Here is a 20,581-nt window from a genome sequence, read left to right as displayed (position 1 = left end):
GGGAGGAGCCAGGCGAAACCGGGAGAATCGGTAGAAATTCTCGTTCAGGCTTCTTTTTCGGTAGTTTCAAGTTCCGAATTTTCCGTCCTTTTTTGAAACGCGTTGCCTCGGCAGCGCGTTTTTTGTGTTTCGGGGTATGCTTGCGGTGTCCCGCTTGCCTTCGGGGCGCCGTTTCGGCCGGGCGCCGGATTCGGCAGGAAAGCAGCGGGGCGAATTTTTAATTTTTCATTTTTAATTCTTAATTTTGCAAGAATGAAGTTCACTTTTTTGGGAACGGGCACTTCGCAGGGCGTGCCGGTAATCGGGTGCCGATGCGAGGTCTGCACGTCGCAGGATGCGCGCGACAACCGCCTGCGCACGTCGGCGATGGTCGAGACCCGCGGTGTACGGTTGATAATCGACGCCGGGCCGGATTTCCGTTGCCAGATGCTGTGTGCGGGCGTGCGGCATGTCGATGCCATCTTGTTGACGCACGAGCATAAAGACCACACGGGCGGGCTGGACGATGTGCGGGCGTTCAATTTCGTCGATTATCCGCCCGCCGTGCACGAAGTCGACATCTTCGCCGCACCTGCCGCTGCGGCTGTCGTGCGCAAGGATTTCGACTACGCCTTTGCGGCGAACAAGTATCGCGGTGTGCCGGTAATCGGATTGCATGAGATCGACCCCGCGGAGCCGTTCGAGGTCAAGGGCGTGAAGATCGTCCCCGTCGCCGGTCATCATTCGCCCCGCTTCACGGTCACGGGCTATCGCATCGGGCCGTTGGCTTATCTGACCGATTTCAAGACGATCGCCGATGGCGAGGTCGAGAAGTTGCGCGGTGTCGAAGTGTTGGTGGTCAATGCTTTGCGATTTGCGTTGCATGATTCCCATTTCAACGTCGACGAGGCGCTGGCACTCGTTCGCAGGGTAGGGCCGCGCAAGGCTTTCCTTACGCATATGTCCCACGAAATCGGGTTGCATGCCGTGGTTGAACCGACGCTGCCCGAGGGGGTGCGCATGGCTTATGACGGCTTGCAGATAGAAATGCACGAAGACTTTTTGTGAACCGGGCGGAGGAGGCCGACGGCTTGGGTGCGCCGGGACAAGAAAAGCAACATGAAAGTAGATGGATATGGAAGATTTCAAGAATAAGACGGTCATTGTGACCGGTGCTTCGTCGGGTATCGGCGAGGCTTTGGCGCGCGAGTTCGCATCGCGCGGCGCGCGGGTGGTTATGGGTGCCCGCAGTGTGGATAAGTTGCAGCTTCTTGCTGGAGAAATCCGCGCCCAGGGTGGGCAGGCGGCTTATTGCGGGGTCGACGTGACCAAGCCCGAGGAGTGCCGCGGGCTGATCGACACGGCCGTACGCGAGTTCGGCGGCATCGACGTGCTGATCTGCAACGCCGGGCTTTCGATGCGGGCGCTTTTCGACGAGGTAGACCTCGAAGTGCTGCATCGTTTGATGGACGTCAACTTCTGGGGTACGGTCAACTGCTGCAAATATGCGTTGCCCTATCTTCAGGCGTCGAAAGGTTCGGTCGTCGGCGTGTCGTCGGTGGCCGGTCTGCATGGTTTGCCCGGTCGTACGGGCTATTCGGCGTCGAAGTATGCGATGACCGGATTTTTGGAGACGCTGCGCATCGAAAACCTCAAGAAAGGGTTGCATGTCATGATCGCCTGTCCGGGATTCACGGCGTCGAACGTGCGTTTCTCGGCTCTCACGGCCGACGGTTCGCAGCAGGGCGAGACGCCGCGCAACGAGTCCAAGATGATGACCTCCGCCCAGGTGGCGCGGATTATTGCCCGCGACGTGCGGCGCCGCAAGCGGCTGTGTCTGATGGAGGCCGAGGGGCGCGCCACGCATTTTGTCAAGAAGTTCGCCCCGGCGTTCCTCGACCGCATGTTCTACTTGGTCATGGCCCGCGAACCCGACAGCCCGCTGAAGTAGGGAGAGCCGCCGGCCGGTGCGCGCTGCTGCCGGCCCGCAGACTTTGTGGAAACCCACCCCTTGTGTTCTTGACTCAGAGACGGGGAGCCGGGTGCTGGGAGTTGGGAGCGTTCCGGTGCCGGCTGCTGGGAGTTGGGAGCGTTCCGGTGCCGGCTGCTTGCTCCCTTATCCGAAAAAGCCCTCTGTCCTCCGAAAAAAGCCCTCTGTCCTCCGAAAAAAGCCCTTCCGCACAAAGGCGGAAGGGCTTTTTCGGTGTTCTTGCCGGATGCTATTTGAAGAATATCGATGAGATTTCCTTGTAGTTGTGTACGCGTTCGATCACATCGGCAAAGAGGTCTGCTACGGTCAGCACCGTGAATTTGTGCAGGTCTTTGTCGGGGTTGAGCGGTATGGTGTCGGTAACGATTACCTCCTGCAAGGCGCTGTCGTTGATTCGTTCGTAGGCCGGGCCGGAAAGCACGGGGTGGGTAATGGCAGCTCTTACGCTCTTCGCACCGCGGGCCATGAGCATGTCGGCGGCCATGCAGATCGTGCCGGCCGTGTCGATCATATCGTCCACGATCAGGATGTTGCGTCCCTCGACTTCGCCGATGGCGGTCATCTTGCCCACCACGTTGGCCTTGGCGCGCTCCTTGTGCGAAATGATGATCGGCGTGCCCAAGAGCTTGGCATAGGTGTTCGCACGCTTGGCACCACCCATGTCGGGGGCTGCGATCGAGAGGTCTTCGATGTTCAGACTGCGGATGTAGGGCACGAAGATGCCGCTGGCATAGAGCGCATCCACCGGCACGTCGAAGAAACCCTGTATCTGGTCGGCATGCAGATCCATCGTCATGATGCGGTCGGCACCCGCGGCCCGCAGCATGTTGGCCACCAACTTGGCGCCGATCGGCACGCGCGGGCGATCCTTGCGGTCCTGGCGCGCCCATCCGAAGTAGGGCATCACGGCCACGACCTGATGGGCCGAGGCGCGGCGTGCGGCGTCGACCATCATCAACAACTCCATCAAGTTGTCCGAGGGCGGAAAGGTCGACTGGATGATGAAGACCGTGCAGCCGCGGATCGATTCGTTGTAGCAGGGCTGGAATTCGCCGTCGCTGAAGCGGAGCACTTCCGACTGTCCGAGTGTCGTCCCGAAGCTGGCGGCGATCTTCGCAGCTAAATACTCCGAGCCGCGGCCTGCGAAAATCTTGATTTTGTGGATTGCCATAGGAGGTTATGGATTTTGATGGTGCAAAGATAGCATAATCATAGATAACTATACGTACTTTCGACCTAAAAATTTCATATCCCTGATGATTTCGACGACCGGACAACCGAGTAGGGAAAATCGGAAAGAAAAGGATCGGAGGAAAGAGGAAAAAAGAAGAAAGGGGAGAGGAAGGGGAGAGGAAAGGGAGAGGAAGGGGAGAGGAAGGGGAGAGGAAGGGGAGAGGTACTGGGGATGTTGGGAGTATATCCGGGTTGTGCGCGCCGGGGCGGGGCCGGAGTATCCGGGTTGTTGGTGCGGGTGTTCGGAGGAAGTTTGGAAGAGGGCTTCCTCCTCCCTATTTTATTGGGCCGGGTTGTCCAGACACTCCCCGATGAACGTCAGAATTTCTTCGCGTCCTGTCCCTTTGGCCGACGAGGAGACCAGCATCGGAGGAAATTCCTCCCATTGTTCCGATAGTACGGTGCGGTAGCGGTCGACGCTGCGGCGCACCTGGGTCTGCGAGAGCTTGTCGGCCTTGGTAAAGATGATCCCGAACGGCACGCCGTTGCGGCCCAGCATCTCGATGAAACGCAGGTCGATCTTCTGGGGTTCGAGCCGCGCATCGACCAGCACGAACAGGAAGTGGAGTTTCTCGCAGCGCAGTACGTAGTCCGTGATGAGTTTCGAGAAGTCGTCGCGCTGGCTCTTCGACGTGCGGGCGTAGCCGTAGCCCGGCAGGTCGACCAGATACCACGCGTCGTCGATGCGGAAGTGGTTGATCAGCCGTGTCTTGCCCGGCGTGCCCGATACTTTGGCCAGCCCCGTGCGGCCCGTCAGCATGTTGATGAGCGACGATTTGCCCACGTTGCTGCGGCCGATGAACGCAATGTCGCGCAGGTCGTCTTTCGGGACTTGCGCAATGCGTTCGGAGCTGCACTTGAATTCGGCTTTGGCGATCTGCATGGCGGCGTCGGAATAGGTCGTTGAATCAATATCCCAGAATGCGAAGCATCGAGCGGTAGGATTGTTCCTTGGCGAACAGACGCGTGTAGTATTCGTTGTCCGACTTGTCGCGGTCGATGATGACGTGCTTGGGTGCCGGGATGAGGCAGTGCTGGATGCCGCCGAAGCCGCCCAGCGATTCCTGGTAGGCACCCGTGTGGAAGAAACCGATATACTGCGTGTTGCCCTTTTCGAGTTTGGGCAGGAAGATGGCGTTGGTGTGGCACTCCGAATTGTAGAAGTCTTCGCTGTCGCACGTCAGTCCGCCGAGGAAAACGCGCTGGTATTCCTTATCCCAGTTGTTTACCGCCAGCATGATGTAGCGCTGGTTGATGCCCCACGTGTCGGGCAGCGTAGTGATGAACGACGAGTCGATCATGTACCAGTTTTCGCGGTCGTTCTGCTGTTTCTGGTTGACGATCGAGTAGAGCGCCGCGCCGCTTTCGCCTACGGTAAACGATCCGAACTCGGTAAATATGTTGGGTTCGTCGACACCGTTGCGCTGGCAGATGTTCTTGATCTGGGCTACGATCTCCTCGGTCAGGTATTCGTAGTCGTATTCGAAGTTGAGCGAATTCTTGATCGGGAAGCCGCCGCCGATGTTGAGGCTGTCCAGCTCGGGGCAGATGGCCTTCAGCTCGCAGTAGACGTTCATGCACTTCGACAGCTCGTTCCAGTAGTAGGCCGTGTCCTTGATGCCCGTGTTGATGAAGAAGTGCAGCATCTTGAGCTGGAACTTCTTGCTGTTCTTGATCTTGGCTTTGTAGAAGTCCACGATGTCGTTGTAGCGGATGCCCAGGCGCGAGGTGTAGAAGTCGAACTTGGGTTCTTCCTCGCATGCGATGCGGATGCCGACCTTGCATTTTTTGGTAAAGGCGTCTTCGAAGAGGTCGATCTCTTCTTTGTTGTCGATCACGGGGATCGTGTTTCCGAAGCCGTCATTGACCAGCTGGGCGATGTTCTCTACGTATTGCGGGCGTTTGAAGCCGTTGCAGATGATGTAGCGGTCTTTGTCGACGATGCCGCTTTCGTAGAGCGCGTTGATGATGTGGATGTCGTAGGCCGAGGAGGTCTCCAGATGAATGTCGTTCTTCATGGCCTCCTCCAGCACGAACGAGAAATGGCTCGACTTGGTGCAGTAGCAGTAGTTGTACGACCCTTTGTAGTCGACTTTCGCCATCGCCACATTGAACATGCGCTTGGCCCGGTTGATCTGCTGGGAGATCTTCGGCAGATAGGTAATCTTCAGCGGAGTGCCGTATTGCTTGATGAGTTCCATGAGCGGAATGTCATGGAAGTTGAGTTCGTTGTCTTCAACGGAGAACTCGTCCTGCGGGAAGTCGAACGATTGTTCGATCAAGTCGATATACTTGTCTTTCATGGTCGGTTTTGTAGCTTGTCGGTAATCCGGCTTCGCTACATTGCAAATTTCGGGGCAAAGTAGCTCGTGCGGATTTTCTTCCGAACGGGGATGCAAAGTAGGCGAATATTTTCCTTTCCGCCAAACACTTTCGGGGTTTATTTCGAAAAAGCGCTCCGGATTTTGGTTTTTTCTGTGAAAAGAGGTAATTTTGAACCCTAAAAAGTAATCAGGTTCCGCCGTGTTGATTCCTATCATATCGCAGTATCTCAGGTCGCAGAAGCGGCTGGTCGTCCCGCAGATGGGCGCTTTCATCGTCAAGGACCCCGACAAGAGCGTGGTTTTCTCCGAGTTTCTCAAGCGGGACGACGGTGTGTTGCGCGGTCTGTTGCGCGAAAGCGGCATCGGCGACCTCGAAGCTGCAGGCGAGATCGACCGCTTCGTCTTCGAGGTAAGGCATGCCTTGCAGCAGGGAAACGAGTTCCCGCTCGAAGGGTTGGGCGTGTTGAAGCCCGGCCCCAACGGTACGATCGCTTTCGTTCATGATCCCCACCTCGTCGCTTCGGTGCACGGTGCGGAGGCGGCCGAGCGGCAGGCCCGGGCCGAGGCGGAAGCCAAGGTCGCGGAGGCGGCGGACGATGCCGGCGTTTCTGCACCGCATGCCGCTGCCGGGAAACAGCAGGGTAGCAAACAATTGTCGGAGAAGATCAAGACGCTTTACGACGGGCCGGGATTGTTCGACGAGGAGGAGCCGCAGCGTCCTTCGTTCCGTCCGCGCCGCCGTTCTTCGCGTTCGGACGAGTACTATGGGAAGCTGCCCCGGCGTCCGGCCATCGAGCAGACGATCGTCGTCAAGCGGCGTTCCGACCATTTCATCTGGATCGCGCTCGTCGCCACGGCCATCGCCCTGGGGGCCATCGCTTTCGGTCATTGGTGCGACACGCGCGACCAGGAGACCGTGCCGCTGCGGTATATTTCCGAGGAGCAGGCGCCGTTCGGCTCCGAGGCTTACTAATTCCAGATTCGAATGACAGAAATCACTACGGTAAAACAGCGTTTCGGCATCATCGGCACCTCTCCGCTTCTGGATCGGGCGCTCGACGTGGCGTTGCGCGTGGCTCCCACCGATCTGACGGTGCTGGTTACCGGCGAAAGCGGCGTGGGCAAGGAGTTTTTTCCGCAGGTCATCCATGCCTTTTCGGCCCGCAAGCACAATAAGTATATCGCCGTCAACTGCGCCGCCATTCCCGAGGGAACGATCGATTCGGAGTTGTTCGGCCATGAAAAGGGCGCCTTTACCGGTGCTTTCGAGGCTCGCAAGGGGTATTTCGAGGAGGCCGACGGAGGTACGATTTTCCTCGACGAGGTGGCCGAGCTGCCGCTTTCGACGCAGGCGCGTCTGTTGCGCGTCTTGCAGACGGGCGAGTTTTTGCGCGTCGGGTCGTCGAAAGTCCAGAAGACCGACGTGCGCGTGGTCGCTGCAACGAATGTCGACCTTCCGCAGGCGATCGTTTCGGGGCGTTTCCGCGAAGACCTCTATTATCGTCTCGGTACCGTGCCCATCGTCGTGCCTGCGTTGCGCGAGCGGCCCGAGGACATCCCGTTGTTGTTCCGCAAGTTCGCTTCCGACGTCGCCACGCAGTACCGCATGCCCGCCGTCACGCTCGACGACGGTGCCCGGCAGTTGTTGACCGGGTATTATTGGCGGGGCAACATCCGGCAGTTGAAGAACGTCGCCGAGCAGATTTCGGCCATCGAGCAGTCGCGTGTCGTCACAGCCGAGATTTTGGGCCGTTATCTGCCTGAGCAGCACGCCGGCGCTTCCATCATGGCGGGTGCCGTGCCTTCCGGCGATGCGATGTCTTCCGAGCGGGAGTTGCTGTATAAGGTGTTGTTCGACATGCGGGCCGACATCAACGAGTTGAAACGCATGATGGGCGAGTTGATGCAGGGCGCCGGGGTGCACCGGGCCGAGCCGGCCGCCGACATCAAGGCGTTGCTGCCGTCGGCCGTTTCGTCGCCGGCTTCTCCGGTCGTGACGGCTCCGGCGACGGTAGCTTCGGGGACTGCCTATGCCGTGCCTCCGGTTTTCGCCGAAAGCGAGGATGTTACCGACGAACCGGTGCGCGAACTGACCAAGGCCGACGTGCAGCGCGAGCAGATCGTGCGGGCGTTGCGCCGCAACAACGGACGCCGCCGCGAAGCGGCCCGCGAACTTTTCATGTCCGAGCGTACTTTGTATCGCAAGATCAAGGAGTTGGGCATAGAGGAAAATTAGGAATCAACAAACAGCGATTTTAGAATTGAAACGTTTTCAAGTCATATTTGCGGTTTCGTTGTTCGTCGCGTCGGCGCTGGCCGGTTGCGGCGTGACGATCAAGTATTCGTTGTCCGGGGCTTCTATTCCGGCCGATGCCCGGACTTTTTCGGTGGCTTATTTTCCCAACAATGCTACGATGGTGTCGCCCATCTTGAGTTCGACGCTTACCGATGCGCTGGTCGATATTTTTTCGCGGCGTACGCGGTTGATGCAGGTCGACGAGGGCGGCGACTTCGCGTTCGAGGGCGAGATCATCAACTACACGTCGACCACCGCTTCGGTGTCGAGCGACGACTATGCCCTGCTCAACCGGTTGACGATCACTGTGCGGGTGCGGTTTACCAATGCGCTCGACGAGTCGCAGTCGTGGCCCGGCGGGCGGACTTTTTCGGCTTACGAGGATTACGATTCTTCGTTGTTGCTTACCGAGATCGAGGGCGACCTCATTCCGCAGATCGTCGATAAGTTGGTAACCGACATCTTCATGGCTTCGGCTTCCAATTGGTAATGCGTGCATTCGTTATGTTGAAATCTTGTTTTGTTTCGGCCGAGGCTGCTGCACAGCTTTCCGACCAGGAGTTGAACGATTGGATCGCTCGCTACCGGTGGTTCGTGCCGGCCCGCGTCGTGCGGCAGTCGCGGACAGGGAAAGCCGATCCGCAGCTTGCGCTCATGGCCCCGTGGCGTGCGCAGAGCAGCCTGCTTCAGCGGTCGGTCGATCTTGCGGCGTTGGCAAGGACTTCCGGTGCGTCGCAGCAAGCCGGGTATCCCGAACCGGATGATGCGGGGGAGTCTTCGCAGGCGGATGCCGAATCGCTTGAGTCGGAGGATGTGCGGATGCCGTCGGCTTGCGTCGATGCGTTGATCGATCGTTTTCTCTGCGAAAAGGATCTGCGCATCGTGGCCCAGGAGGGCGAACCCGAAAGCGAGGTGCGCATCCGTCCGGAGCTGGATGCCGACGACGAAGTGGTCTCCGAGCAGTTGGCTTCCATCTATCTGGCTCAGGGACTGACGGAGCAGGCCGTGGCGATTTATCGTAAATTAAGTTTGCTAAATCCCGAAAAAAGTATTTACTTTGCCGAACTTATTCGCCGGATAGAAAACAATAATTAAAATTCAACGTATATGTTATACACGATTTGCATTGTTCTGATCCTCCTTGCGAGTATCTTGGTAATCCTCGCCGTGTTGGTTCAGAATCCCAAGAGCGGCATGGCCGCCAATTTCGGTGCGTCGAATCAGGTGATGGGCGTGCGCGAGACGACGAATTTCCTGGAGAAGTTTACTTGGACGATGGCGGCTGCCATCGTGGTGCTCAGTCTCGTCGCTACGCTCGCCATGGACAAGGGCCGTGTTGCGGAGAGCAACCTGGAGATTTCCAAGGATGCCCAGGCCTTGCAGGAGCATGTCATCGATTCCGAGCTGCCCGCCATGCCGCAGGCCGGTCTGCCCGCCGAGGAGGCGCAGGCTGCCGATGCCGAGTAGATCCGATTCCGACCGAACGATAAAAAGCCGTGGTTTTCGCCACGGCTTTTTTGTTGATGTTGCAGGCCCGATCAAGAGCGTAAACGATGTCCGGGCATTGGTGCGACCAGGGAGCCGGAGTGTTTCGGACAGTGGATTGGATTGGGCCGGTTGTATGTTGTCGGCCGAACTGCGGGTGCCGGTGCAGCCGAATCTTTCGGCGGATGCCGGTCGTTACAATTCTTTGAGTGCCAGGCGCACGAGTTCTTCTGTTGTGGCGGCCGGGGTCGTGCGTAGAACGGCACGCAGCGCTTTTTCGGCTGCGGCCTTGCCGAAGCCCAGCATCGTGAGCGCCGCCAGTGCTTCGTCGGCCCGGGAGTCGCCCGCCGCGGCGCCTTCTGCTTCCAGCCCCGTCAGTTTGCCGCTCAGTTCGACGATGATCTTCTGGGCCGTTTTCAGTCCCAGTCCTTTCACGTTTTTCAGCAGTACGGCGTTGCCCGACGAGATGATGCCTTGCAGTTCGCCCGGCGAGTAGGTCGACAGGATCGTGCGGGCCGTGTTGCCGCCCACGCCCGAGACGCCCAGCAGCAGCCGGAAAAGTTCGCGTTCGGCCCGCGTAGCGAATCCGTAGAGCAGTTGCGCATCTTCGCGTACGATGTGGTGGACGAATAGTTTCGTTCGTTCGGCGTGTTCGATGGCCGCATAGGTTTCCAGCGATATGTTCACATAGTAGCCTACGCCCCCTGCGTCGAGCACAGCATAGGTCGGGGTCAGTTCGGCAATGACGCCGCTGATATATTCGTACATGCGTGTAAAATTTCAGAGGAATGTCAGGCAAAAATAAAGATTTTTTCTTACCTTTGTATTTCAAGCAAAGAATAATTCACTAAAAACAGAAAAACAGATATGAAAAAATTGCTTTTCATGGCCGGAGCCGTTGCCGCAGCGTTGACGGCTTGCGGGACGCAGGAGCAGAGCGGCGCACCCGCCCAGGAAGGCCCCGTCGGCCGAATCGGAGCAAGCGATATTGCCTACGTGCAGGTCGAGGCGGTGCTGGCCGAGAGCGACCTCTACAAGACCGAGGGCGTGGCGCTCCAGGAGAAGACGCAGAAAGCCCAGAACAGTTGGGCGCAGCGCGAGAAGAACCTTCAGGCCGAAGCCGCCAAGTTGCAGGAGAAGTACCAGAAAGGCTTGATTACCACTAACGATGCCCAGGCCCAGCAGGAGAGCATCCAGAAGCGCGTGGCCGCTTACCAGAATTCGGCCCAGAAGGAGGCCCAGACTCTCGACGAGGAGAATTTCGTATTTACCAACCGCGCACAGGATTTGTTGCAGCGGGCTGTCGAGGAAATCAATGCCGACGGCAAATATAAGTTGATTATCAATGCTTCCGCCTTGATCGACGCCGATACGACGCTCAACATCACGCCGGCCGTGCTGGCCAAGGTCAACGAGTTGTACGCCGCCGACAAGAAAGAGAAAAAATAGTCGTTTCCGCCGTCCGAGCCGCTCTTCGGCCGGATGCCCGCGGTCAGCGGAGTTTCTATGGGCGCGTTGTCGGTAGACGGCGCGCTTTTTTGTCGTCCGGCGCAAAGTTGGAGATCGCCGTCTTTTTTTATATCTTTGTCCCATCATGGGTTTCATTCCGTTCACATTCATCGATCTGATCGACATCGTGTCGGTGGCCGCGATCATGTATTGGATCTACCGCATGACCAAGGGCACCAATGCGCCTTACATTCTGTCGGGAATCATCGCCATCTACTTGTTGTGGGTGGTCGTGCGGACGCTCAACATGGAGTTGCTCTCGACCATTCTCGGGCAGTTGATTTCCGTGGGCGCCATCGCGTTGATCATCGTTTTTCAGCCCGAGCTGCGGCGTTTCTTGCAGATGATCGGCATGCGTAGCAAGCATTTCAACTTCATTACCCGCATCTTCTCTTCGTCCGAGGACAAGGTGCAGACCGACGTGGCCCCCATCGTCATGGCCTGCCGCGAGATGGCTGCGGCCAAAACCGGCGCCTTGATCGTCATCGGTCTTCGCAGCGACTTGACCTTGATCGCCGAGGGCGGCATCGCCGTCGACGCCAAGGTCTCCACCGCTTTGTTGCAGAATATTTTTTTCAAGAACGCTCCGTTGCACGACGGTGCCGTATTGATCGAGAGCGACCGCGTTGTCGCCGCCAAGTGCATCCTGCCCGTGACCCAGAGCGACGTTCCCAAGTCTTATGGCACGCGGCATCGTGCGGCCATCGGCATGAGCGAGATTTCGGATGCCGTGATCGTCGTGGTCTCCGAGGAGACCGGCGGCATCTCGGTGGCCCAGGGCGGGCAGTTGAGACGGGACATCGAACCGGCGCGGTTGCAGCAGACTTTGCAGCGTTATCTCGCGCCCGTCTCCCGCCGCCGTGCGAAAAAGGAGGCCGCCGAATAGCGGGTCGGAAAAGCGTGGCCGGTGTTTGTTTTTCGCGGTGGATCGCGGTATAATCCGATTGTTTTTGTAAATTCGCACGTTTCTATGCCGAAGAATCTTTTCATACTCTTGTGCGCGGCGTTTGTCTGCGGCGCCGGTTGCGCCGACCAGGAGGACGTGCACGGCAAGCAGCGCACCGATATGGCCAACTTCCTGGAGCGTTCGCACCAGCCGCGGTTGATTCCCGAGGAGGAGTACGAGGAGGGCAGCCGCCTGCCGTTCTATACGACCCTCGGCGACGCCGTGTTCCGGTATATCGACGTCGAGCAGTATTTCGACCCCGACCGGGAAAATTGGCCCGAAGTAACCGACCGTTCGTGGGTCACGGTTACTTTTACCGCTTATGTCTTCCGCAATGCCGCCATCGTCGGGGTGCCCGACGGCGGGGTTACCGAGAATAATTTTTCCAGCATCACGCAGCCTTTCTTTTCCAACGATCCGGCTTTCGTGCCTTACTTGCAGATGGCCGGACTCACGCCCGGCGTGTGGCAGTTCGAGCCGTTGGTTCTCGACATGCGCAATCCCGGCATAATAAAAGGGTTGTATCTTGCGTTATTGGGGTGTCGCCAGGGCGATCGGGTCGAGGCTTATATGACATACAACATGGCTTATGGGGATAAGGATTATATGTATGCCATCCCTGCAGAAACGCCCGTTGCGATCTTTTTCAGCGTGGACAAAGTAGAGTAAATACAGCGAATATGATGATACAAAGCAATATGGTTTTCCGTTTTGCATGCGCCGCAGCCATGATCTGGGTGGCCGCCTGCGCCAAGGAGCAGAGCGACTCGTACGACCGCTTCGAGGACATGTCGCTCGAAGCGTGGATCGCGCAGAACCGTTGCGAGTTGCTCGAAAACAAGCAGGAGTTCGGCGGTGCAAGTTATTATATCGACGTGTTGGATGCCGGCGATCCCACGGCCGCGCCCGTCAACGATACGGTGTGTTGGGTAAAGTTCGATTTTTCGGGCCGCGACCTCGGGCACAGAATCGTGCTGACCCGCCGTGCTCCCGAAGCCTTGCTCGCAGGGACTTTTACCAAGTATACCCATTATGTGCCCTATTATCGTTATTGCGGCACCCAGAACGGCAATTTGCCCGAGGCCACTTACCTGGCCATGCGTAATGTCCAGACGCTCGGCGAGACTTATTTCGAGACGTATAAGAGCGATCCTGAGCGGCGTCTCGCTTCGCGCGAGGTGTTGCTGCGCAAAGGGGCCAAGGTCGTGTTGTATTGTCCCTCGCGCGTGAGCGGCGATATTTCGGGCACCGGCGGTTACGAGGGGCAATATGCGTTGGAGTCGGGCAAACCCGTGCGCATCGAGTTGACGATCTGCGATACGGTCAAGAATCCTTTGGCCGCCGAGGGTACCGAGGTAGACCGGTTTTGCCAGGACGAGCGGAACGGCGGGCTGCGCATTTATGGTTCGGAGGAGGATGCGGCCGATGGGCGCATTCCGCTGCCCACCGATCCCAAGGATGCGAACCATCCTTACAATATCGCGGAGCGTTGGACCAGCGCCTGCGATTCCGTGCCCCAGCTCTATGTCGATTATGCCTACAAGCCCCAGGAGCGCTTCGAGTTCCCTGAGCCCTATGCCGTCGGCGTGGCTCCGTATGTGGACAGGTCATCGATGGCGCAGATCGACAAGCGGATCGCCGATACGCTTCTCTATCGTTTCCATGGCGGCGATGCTTCTTCGGTTCCCGACGTGCGGACGCTCGCGGCTGATTCGGTGGGGTTGAGCGGCAAGGCCAAAATTTGGTACATCGGACGTTTTCTCGACGGCTTCATCTTCGACACCAACATCGACGAGGTAAAGAAGATCATCTACGGCGAGGTAAAGAAGCAGGGCCGCGCTTGGGAATATACGCCCGAGTCGGGCGGTGCCGTGCAGTCGTGGTATTACACGGTTCCTCGGCTCAAGTTCGGGCAATGGGCCGCGGTCGTTTCTGTCTCGACCCATGCCTATGGCGCCCAGGGCAAGCAGGGGAGTACCGAGACTACGACTTCTTCTACTTCCAACGGCTATGCACAGCAGAGTTATTACGATTACCTCAATTATCTGAACTACGCTAACGGTTATTACGGCAATAGCTATGGCGGTTATTTTGGCGATTATTACGGCGGTTATATGGGCGGTTATTACAATCCTTATTATAGCGGTTACATGCCCGATTATGGCGATAGCGGATCGGATTCGGTGGTTACCACTTCGTCGACTTATACCGAGGTGCTGCCTTTCACGCCGTTGTTGTTCCAGATTTATGTCGAGCCTGCCGAGGATTGATATTCCCGATGCCGGCCGAAGTCTCGAAGTCCCGTTCCGACATGCGGAACGGGACTTTCGTTTTTTGAAGATGAGGGAGGACGAGTTTTTCGCGGTTAGAGGGGCGGAATTCCCTATGTTATCAGGTTGCCCCCACTTACCCATGTTACCGGGCAGAGTTTCCCAGCTGACGCCCCTCCTCCATGCTGCCGGACGGTGTTTCCCATGCTGTCAGGCCAAGTTTTCCAGTTGACGCCCTTCCTCCATGCTGCTGGACGGTGTTGCCCATGCTGTCAGGCCAAGTTTCCCAGCTGACGACTCTCCTCCATGCTGCCGGACGGTGTTTCCCATGCTGTCAGGCCAAGTTTTCCAGCTGACGCCCCTTCCACGCTGCCCCCCCCCTCATGCCGCCGGACGGAAGTCCCCAGCCCCCCCCTCCATGCTGCCGGACGGTGTTTCTCGGGCGTGGGGCGTTTTCTGCCGGGCACCTTATTTTACGCCTTACTTTTTTCTGAATAAATTTGGCGATTCCATAAATTTATCGTAATTTAGTTGTGTATTAAGTATCATCTTTAAACTTCAACCGATATGATCATCACATTTAACGAATTGCGCCGCATCAAGGACAAATTGCCCAGCGGCAGTTCGCAGCGCATTGCAGAAGAATTGGGCATCGACGTAGAGACCGTCCGCAACTACTTCGGCGGCAAGCACGAGGCGAAGGAGTGCGTGGGCGTCCATTTCGAGCCGGGGCCGGACGGCGGCGTGGTAACGCTCGACGACACGACGATTCTCGACGTGGCGATGCGTATCCTCGGCGAGGAGAAATAGTAGCGATTCGTTTTCTTTGAGCGCGAACGGGTAATTCCGTTCGCGTTTTTTTTGTTTGTCTCTGCCAAAATATCACATCTTGCCGTTTTCGGACTTTCCGATCTGTCATCTTGCTGTCAATTTGGCAGAAAAAGGCATTTGGTACAACCTTTGATCGAATCCGAAGCGTTGACTGTCGGGCGGTATGTGCGCCGGCAGGAGAATGGATAACAAATTCAAAATTCATATCATTATGGCAAAGATTATTGGTATCGACTTGGGCACGACGAATTCCTGCGTGTCCGTCATGGAGGGCAGCGAGCCTGTCGTCATTCCCAACTCCGAGGGGCATCGCACCACGCCGTCGGTGGTCGCTTTTACCGAGGGTGGCGAGCGCAAGGTGGGCGATCCGGCCAAGCGCCAGGCGATTACCAATCCCAAGCGTACGGTCTTTTCGATCAAGCGTTTCATGGGCGAGCGTTACGACCAGGTAACATCCGACATCGAGCGTGCGCCCTACGCCATCGTGCGCGGCGATAACAATACGCCCCGCGTCGACATCAACGGCCGGCAATATACGCCGCAGGAGATTTCGGCCATCATTCTTCAGAAGATGAAGAAGACGGCCGAGGATTACCTCGGTCAGGAGGTCAGCGAGGCGGTTATTACCGTCCCGGCTTACTTCTCCGATTCGCAGCGCCAGGCCACCAAGGAGGCGGGCGAGATCGCCGGTTTGAAGGTGCGCCGCATCATCAACGAGCCTACGGCCGCTGCTTTGGCCTACGGTCTCGACAAGAAGGACAGCGACATGAAGATCGCTGTTTACGACCTCGGCGGCGGTACGTTCGATATTTCGATTCTCGAGTTGGGCGACGGTGTCTTCGAGGTCAAGTCGACCAACGGCGACACCCACCTCGGCGGCGACGACTTCGACCACGTGCTCATCGATTACATGGCCGAGGCGTTCAAGGCCGAGCACCAGATCGACCTGCGCCAGGACCCCATGGCCCTCCAGCGTCTGAAGGAGGCCGCCGAGAAGGCCAAGATCGAGCTTTCGTCGTCCACCACGACCGAGATCAACCTGCCCTACATCATGCCCGTCAACGGCATTCCGCAGCACCTCGTCATGTCGCTCACGCGCGCCAAGTTCGAGCAGTTGTGCGACCACCTGATCCGCAAGACCGTCGAGCCTTGCAAGCAGGCGTTGCAGGATGCCGGTCTGCAGGCTTCGCAGATCGACGAGGTAATCCTTGTGGGCGGTTCCACGCGTATCCCCGCCATCCAGAAGATCGTCGAGGAGTTCTTCGGCAAGGCCCCCAACAAGTCGGTCAACCCCGACGAGGTCGTGGCCATCGGCGCCGCCATCCAGGGCGGTGTGCTCACCGGCGAGGTCAAGGACGTGCTGTTGCTCGACGTCACGCCGCTGTCGCTCGGCATCGAGACCCTGGGCGGCGTGATGACCAAGCTCATCGACGCCAACACCACCATCCCCACCCGCAAGTCGGAGACTTTCTCCACGGCGGCCGACAACCAGCCTTCGGTGGAGATCAACGTATGCCAGGGCGAGCGTCCGCTGGCCCGCGACAACAAGTCGATCGGCCGTTTCCACCTCGACGGCATTCCCGCAGCTCCGCGCGGCGTGCCGCAGATCGAAGTGACGTTCGACATCGACGCCAACGGTATTCTCAACGTCTCGGCCAAGGACAAGGGCACCGGCAAGGAGCAGAAGATCCGCATCGAGGCGTCGTCGGGTCTGACCGAGCAGGAGATCCAGCGCATGCGCGACGAGGCCAAGGCCAACGAAGCCAAGGACAAGGAGGAGAAGGAGCGCATCGACAAGATCAACGCTGCCGATTCCAATATCTTCGCTACTGAAAAGCAGCTCAAGGAGTACGGCGACAAGTTGCCCGCCGACAAGAAGTCGGCCATCGAAACGGCGCTCGGCAAGCTCAAGGAGGCGCACAAGAATGCCGACCTCGCTGCCATCGACACGGCTATCGCCGAGCTCAACGCCGCTTGGCAGGCTGCTTCGCAGGACATCTACGCCCAGCAGCAGGCCCAGGGTGCAGCCGGTGCGCAGGGGGCCGGTCAGCAGACCGATGCCGGCGGTCAGCAGGGCGGTTCCAACGGAGGCAGCCAGCCCGAAGACGTCGAGTTCGAGGAGGTAAAATAGTCCCGAGACCTTTCCGGAGCCGGTTTTTCTCCGTTTCTGTTCTTGTTCCTTTTCCTCGCTTCGGCGTGGTTCGAATAAGGTCGGTGTTGTTGCCGGTTTAAGAAAGTTCCGATTCTTTTTGCGCAGTCCTGGTTTGTCCGGGGCTGCGCTTTTGTTTTTCCGGCGTGTCTGCAATGCGGTGCGATGGCGCGGAGGCCATGCCGGTTGATCTTGCGGCCCGTTTTCGGGTTGTCCGGAGTCTCCCCGTGACTGTCAAATTATTCGGGTATTTTGCAGCTGTTCCTCGTGTTGCGATTGCTTGCCGTATCTTCTTTTGTCCGCGATCCGGCAGCGGAGTGCGGATCGTTGCGCCGAGCCGAGCCTCGAAAAGTAGCGTTGAAATCCCCCGATTGCGGGTTAATGCTGTGAATTGTCAAGTTTTAATTATGAATTCTGAATTGTTTTTCCTATCTTTGCATCCTATTAGGTGTGATGATAAAAATTACAATAAATTATAACAAAATCATTTAATACCAATGCAAAGTAAAGGTTTCATCAAACTCATCGCTGCGCTCTTGGCGCTCGCATGCGTTTACCAGCTCTCGTTTACGTTCAAGACGCGTAACGTCGAGAAGAAGGCTGTCGCTTATGCGGCGCAGTTCCCCTTGGAGCAGCGATCCGGGGCTGAACAGCATTTCCTGGATTCGGTACAGAATCTGCCCGTCTTCAACGTAGGTTTCCGCAAGTTCACTTACAAGGAGTGTAAGGAGAAAGAGTTGAATCTGGGTCTCGACCTCAAGGGCGGCATGAATGTCATGCTCGAAGTGCAGGTCGAAGATGTCGTCAAGGCGTTGGCCGGCGACAGCCAGTCCGATCCTGCTTTTGCCGCAGCGATCGCCGAGGCCAACGAGGCGTTGAAGCAGGGCGATTCCAAGGATTACATCGCCGATTTCGTCAAGGCTTACGAGCGTCAGACCAACGGCGGTTCGCTGGCCGTCATCTTCGTCAGCCCCGACCGCAAGGACATCACGCTGGAGTCTTCCAACGCCGATGTCGAGAAAGTCCTCAAGCATGAGACCGAGGCTGCCATCGCCGCTTCGTTCAACGTCTTGCGCAGCCGTATCGACCACTTCGGCGTCACGCAGCCCAACATCATGCGTCTGCCCAATTCGCACCGCATTCTCGTCGAGCTGCCGGGCGTCAAGGAGCCGCAGCGCGTCCGCGACTTGTTGCAGGGCACTGCGTCGCTCGAATTCTGGACGACCTACGATGCCCGCGAGGTGTTGCCCTCGTTGGTTACGGCCGATAAATATCTGCGCGGCGTCGTGGCCGAAACCGCTGCTGCAAGCACCGTTTCGCCCAAGCAGACCGCCGAAGCCGAGGCTGCCGGCGACCTGATCGCCGAAATCGGCCGCGAGGCTCAGGATGCCGCCGTCGAGACCGAGCATTTCGATCGTGCGCAGAACCCGTTGTTCGCCGTCCTCGATCCTTCGTTCGCCGGGGGCGCTGCCATCGGTGCCGCTTACAGGGCCGACATGGCCGCCGTCGAGGCTTATTTGTCCGATCCCGCCGTGCGCGAGTTCTTCCCCGCCGACATCGAGTTCAAGTGGGGCGTCAAGGGCGACGACAAGATCGACGGTCGTTATCATCTCTATGCCATCCGCGTCGCCACGCCCGACGGCAAGGCTCCGCTCGACGGTTCGGTCATTACCGAGGCTCGCGAGCAGTATGCCGAGCGCGGTGCTTCGGCCGTGGTTTCCATGACCATGAATGGTCAGGGCGCCCAGGAGTGGTCGCGGCTTACCGGCGAGAACATCGGCAAGTGCATCGCCATCGTGCTCGACGGCTACGTCTACTCCGCACCCTCCGTGCGAGGCAAGATCGACAAGGGGTCTTCCGAAATCTCCGGCGACTTTACCATCCAGGAGGCACAGGACTTGGCCAACGTCCTCAGTTCCGGTAAGGTTCCCGCTCCCGCCAAGATCATCCAGGATACCGTCGTCGGCCCGTCGTTGGGTCAGGAGTCGATCAACGCCGGTATGTTGTCGTTCCTCATCGCTTTCGTCCTCGTGCTTCTTTATATGGGTCTTTTCTATAAGACCGCAGGTTGGATGTCCGATATTGCGTTGGTAACCAACGTCTTCTTGCTGATGGGCGTGCTCGTGTCGTTCGGCGCCGTGCTGACGTTGCCCGGTATTGCCGGTATCGTCCTCACAATGGGTATGGCCGTCGACGCCAACGTCATCATCTACGAGCGTATCAAGGAGGAGCTGCGTGGCGGCAAGGGTTTGTCCATGGCCATCAAAGATGGTTTCTCCAAGGCTTATTCCGCCATCATCGACGGCAACCTTACGACCATCATTACCGGTATCGTGCTCTTCATTTTCGGCAACGGCCCTGTGCAGGGCTTCGCCACTACGTTGATTATCGGTATCGTCACGTCGTTCTTCTGCGCTGTCTTCATCACGCGTCTGTTGATCGAGTGGGTGGTCGCCAAGTGGGGCCATATTTCTTTCTCGCGCAAGTGGTCGGAGCGTTTCCTCAATAATACCCGCGTCGATTTCATCGGCAAGCGCAAGATCGCGTACATCGTTACCGGTGTCGTCATTCTCTTGTCGGCCGTTTCGTTCGCTGTGCGCGGTCTGAATCTCGGCGCCGAGTTTACCGGCGGCCGTGCCTACGTCGTGCGCTTCGACAAGGCCGTTTCGGCCGAGGAGGTGCGCGGCCGCATCGAGCAGGCGTTCGGCGCCCAGACCGATGCCGATGCCGCTTCGGTCAGCTCCGAGGTCAAGCAGTACGGCAGCGAGAACCAGATGCGCATCGTCACGCAGTATCGTTACGACGACACCTCCGACGAAGCTACGGCCGAGGTCGAGCAGATCATCTACGACGCTGTGAAGCCGCTCTATTCCTATGACATCTCGTTCGAGCAGTTCCGCAATACGCAGACCGACGTCAACGGTATTCTGAATGCCGACAAGATCGGCCCCTCGATCGCCAAGGACATGACTTGGAACGCCATCTACTCGGTGTTGTTATCGTTGATCGCCATCGGGCTTTACATTACCTTCCGTTTCAAACGTTGGCAGTGGGCTACGGGTGCTACGTTGGCTTTGGCTGTCAATGCGTTGTTCGTCATCGGTCTCTTCTCGATGTTCTACGGTTTGTTGCCGTTCAACTTGGAGGTCAACCAGGCGTTCATCGCCGCCATCCTCACGATCATCGGTTACGCCATCAACGACACCGTGGTGGTCTTCGACCGCATCCGCGAATTCTTGGGTCTCTATCCCAAGCGTTCGTTGCGAGAGAACGTCAACAACGCCATCAACTCCACCTTGTCGCGTACGATCAATACCTCGGGTACTACGATCGTCACGTTGCTCGCCATCTTTTTCTTCGGCGGCGAGACCATCCGCGGTTTCATCTTCGCGTTGACGATCGGCGTCGTGGTCGGCACCGCCGCTACGATCTTCATCGCCACTCCCGTGGCTTACGATCTGATGTCCCGTTCGGACAAGAAGGCCGAGAAATAGTATCGGCGACCGATACTACGGAGGGGGTAGTTCCTTCTGTAAAGCAAATTTCCCCTGTTGTACATGCGTGCAACA

Annotated in this window: 19 protein-coding genes; 14 read left to right on the top strand and 5 right to left on the bottom strand. The window is 57.8% G+C overall.

Annotated elements, in window-relative coordinates:
* Positions 1-44: 44 nt before the first annotated feature.
* Positions 45-263, bottom strand: a complete 219-nt coding sequence (locus tag QZ298_RS01500) for a hypothetical protein (RefSeq protein WP_296004947.1) — start codon at positions 261-263, stop codon at positions 45-47.
* Between QZ298_RS01500 and QZ298_RS01495 the strand changes: the two genes are divergently transcribed.
* Positions 253-1,047, top strand: coding sequence for an MBL fold metallo-hydrolase (locus QZ298_RS01495; RefSeq protein ID WP_296004945.1), 795 nt, complete (start codon positions 253-255; stop codon positions 1,045-1,047). The genes QZ298_RS01500 and QZ298_RS01495 overlap by 11 nt on opposite strands.
* 67 nt (positions 1,048-1,114) lie before the next feature.
* Complete coding sequence (locus QZ298_RS01490) at positions 1,115-1,930, top strand: SDR family oxidoreductase (protein WP_296005130.1); 816 nt, start codon at positions 1,115-1,117, stop codon at positions 1,928-1,930.
* 268 nt (positions 1,931-2,198) lie between these two features.
* On the opposite strand, the gene QZ298_RS01485 is transcribed toward QZ298_RS01490, so the two are convergent.
* From QZ298_RS01485 to QZ298_RS01475, 3 genes are all read right to left on the bottom strand, one after another.
* Entirely contained in the window at positions 2,199-3,140 is a 942-nt protein-coding gene (locus QZ298_RS01485) for a ribose-phosphate pyrophosphokinase (RefSeq protein ID WP_296004944.1), read from the bottom strand.
* Between the two features lie 342 nt (positions 3,141-3,482).
* The gene (gene yihA, locus QZ298_RS01480; RefSeq protein ID WP_296004942.1) at positions 3,483-4,085 is read right to left on the bottom strand and encodes a ribosome biogenesis GTP-binding protein YihA/YsxC; all 603 of its coding nucleotides are present in this window, start codon (positions 4,083-4,085) and stop codon (positions 3,483-3,485) included.
* Positions 4,086-4,110: 25 nt separating this feature from the next.
* Positions 4,111-5,505 carry an arginine decarboxylase gene (locus QZ298_RS01475; RefSeq protein WP_296004940.1) on the bottom strand — a complete coding sequence of 465 codons (1,395 nt, stop codon included), beginning with the start codon at positions 5,503-5,505 and terminating at the stop codon, positions 4,111-4,113.
* 220 nt (positions 5,506-5,725) lie between these two features.
* On the opposite strand from QZ298_RS01475, the gene QZ298_RS01470 reads away from it, so the two are divergent.
* From QZ298_RS01470 to secG, 5 genes are read left to right on the top strand one after another with little or no spacing between them, the layout of a single operon-like run.
* The gene (locus QZ298_RS01470; protein WP_296004938.1) at positions 5,726-6,499 is read left to right on the top strand and encodes a hypothetical protein; all 774 of its coding nucleotides are present in this window, start codon (positions 5,726-5,728) and stop codon (positions 6,497-6,499) included.
* A gap of 12 nt (positions 6,500-6,511) precedes the next feature.
* A complete protein-coding gene (locus QZ298_RS01465; protein ID WP_296004936.1) occupies positions 6,512-7,762 on the top strand; it encodes a sigma-54-dependent Fis family transcriptional regulator in 1,251 nt (416 codons plus the stop codon).
* Positions 7,763-7,787: 25 nt separating this feature from the next.
* Positions 7,788-8,312, top strand: coding sequence for an LptE family protein (locus tag QZ298_RS01460; RefSeq protein WP_296004935.1), 525 nt, complete (start codon positions 7,788-7,790; stop codon positions 8,310-8,312).
* A 14-nt stretch (positions 8,313-8,326) separates the two neighbouring features.
* Entirely contained in the window at positions 8,327-8,917 is a 591-nt protein-coding gene (locus QZ298_RS01455) for a hypothetical protein (protein WP_296004933.1), read from the top strand.
* A gap of 12 nt (positions 8,918-8,929) precedes the next feature.
* Entirely contained in the window at positions 8,930-9,289 is a 360-nt protein-coding gene (gene secG / locus QZ298_RS01450; RefSeq protein ID WP_296004931.1) for a preprotein translocase subunit SecG, read from the top strand.
* 213 nt (positions 9,290-9,502) lie between these two features.
* Here the strand turns inward: secG and ruvA are convergent, their stop codons facing one another.
* Positions 9,503-10,075: a Holliday junction branch migration protein RuvA gene (gene ruvA, locus QZ298_RS01445; protein WP_296004929.1), complete on the bottom strand. Its 573-nt coding sequence runs from the start codon at positions 10,073-10,075 to the stop codon at positions 9,503-9,505.
* Positions 10,076-10,174: 99 nt separating this feature from the next.
* Between ruvA and QZ298_RS01440 the strand changes: the two genes are divergently transcribed.
* From QZ298_RS01440 to secDF, 7 genes are all read left to right on the top strand, one after another.
* Positions 10,175-10,756: an OmpH family outer membrane protein gene (locus QZ298_RS01440; RefSeq protein WP_296004927.1), complete on the top strand. Its 582-nt coding sequence runs from the start codon at positions 10,175-10,177 to the stop codon at positions 10,754-10,756.
* Positions 10,757-10,901: 145 nt separating this feature from the next.
* Complete coding sequence (cdaA, locus tag QZ298_RS01435) at positions 10,902-11,702, top strand: diadenylate cyclase CdaA (protein ID WP_296004925.1); 801 nt, start codon at positions 10,902-10,904, stop codon at positions 11,700-11,702.
* A gap of 84 nt (positions 11,703-11,786) precedes the next feature.
* Positions 11,787-12,431, top strand: coding sequence for a hypothetical protein (locus tag QZ298_RS01430; protein WP_296004923.1), 645 nt, complete (start codon positions 11,787-11,789; stop codon positions 12,429-12,431).
* A gap of 29 nt (positions 12,432-12,460) precedes the next feature.
* Complete coding sequence (locus QZ298_RS01425; RefSeq protein ID WP_296004921.1) at positions 12,461-14,032, top strand: hypothetical protein; 1,572 nt, start codon at positions 12,461-12,463, stop codon at positions 14,030-14,032.
* Positions 14,033-14,599: 567 nt separating this feature from the next.
* Complete coding sequence (locus QZ298_RS01420; protein WP_296004919.1) at positions 14,600-14,842, top strand: DNA-binding protein; 243 nt, start codon at positions 14,600-14,602, stop codon at positions 14,840-14,842.
* Between the two features lie 232 nt (positions 14,843-15,074).
* Complete coding sequence (dnaK, locus tag QZ298_RS01415) at positions 15,075-16,994, top strand: molecular chaperone DnaK (protein WP_296004918.1); 1,920 nt, start codon at positions 15,075-15,077, stop codon at positions 16,992-16,994.
* A 515-nt stretch (positions 16,995-17,509) separates the two neighbouring features.
* A complete protein-coding gene (gene secDF, locus QZ298_RS01410) occupies positions 17,510-20,506 on the top strand; it encodes a protein translocase subunit SecDF (protein ID WP_296004915.1) in 2,997 nt (998 codons plus the stop codon).
* The last annotated feature ends 75 nt before the right edge of the window (positions 20,507-20,581 follow it).

Source organism: uncultured Alistipes sp. (assembly GCF_910580175.1).
GTDB lineage: Bacteria > Bacteroidota > Bacteroidia > Bacteroidales > Rikenellaceae > Alistipes.
This window is presented reverse-complemented; position numbering and strand designations above follow the sequence as displayed.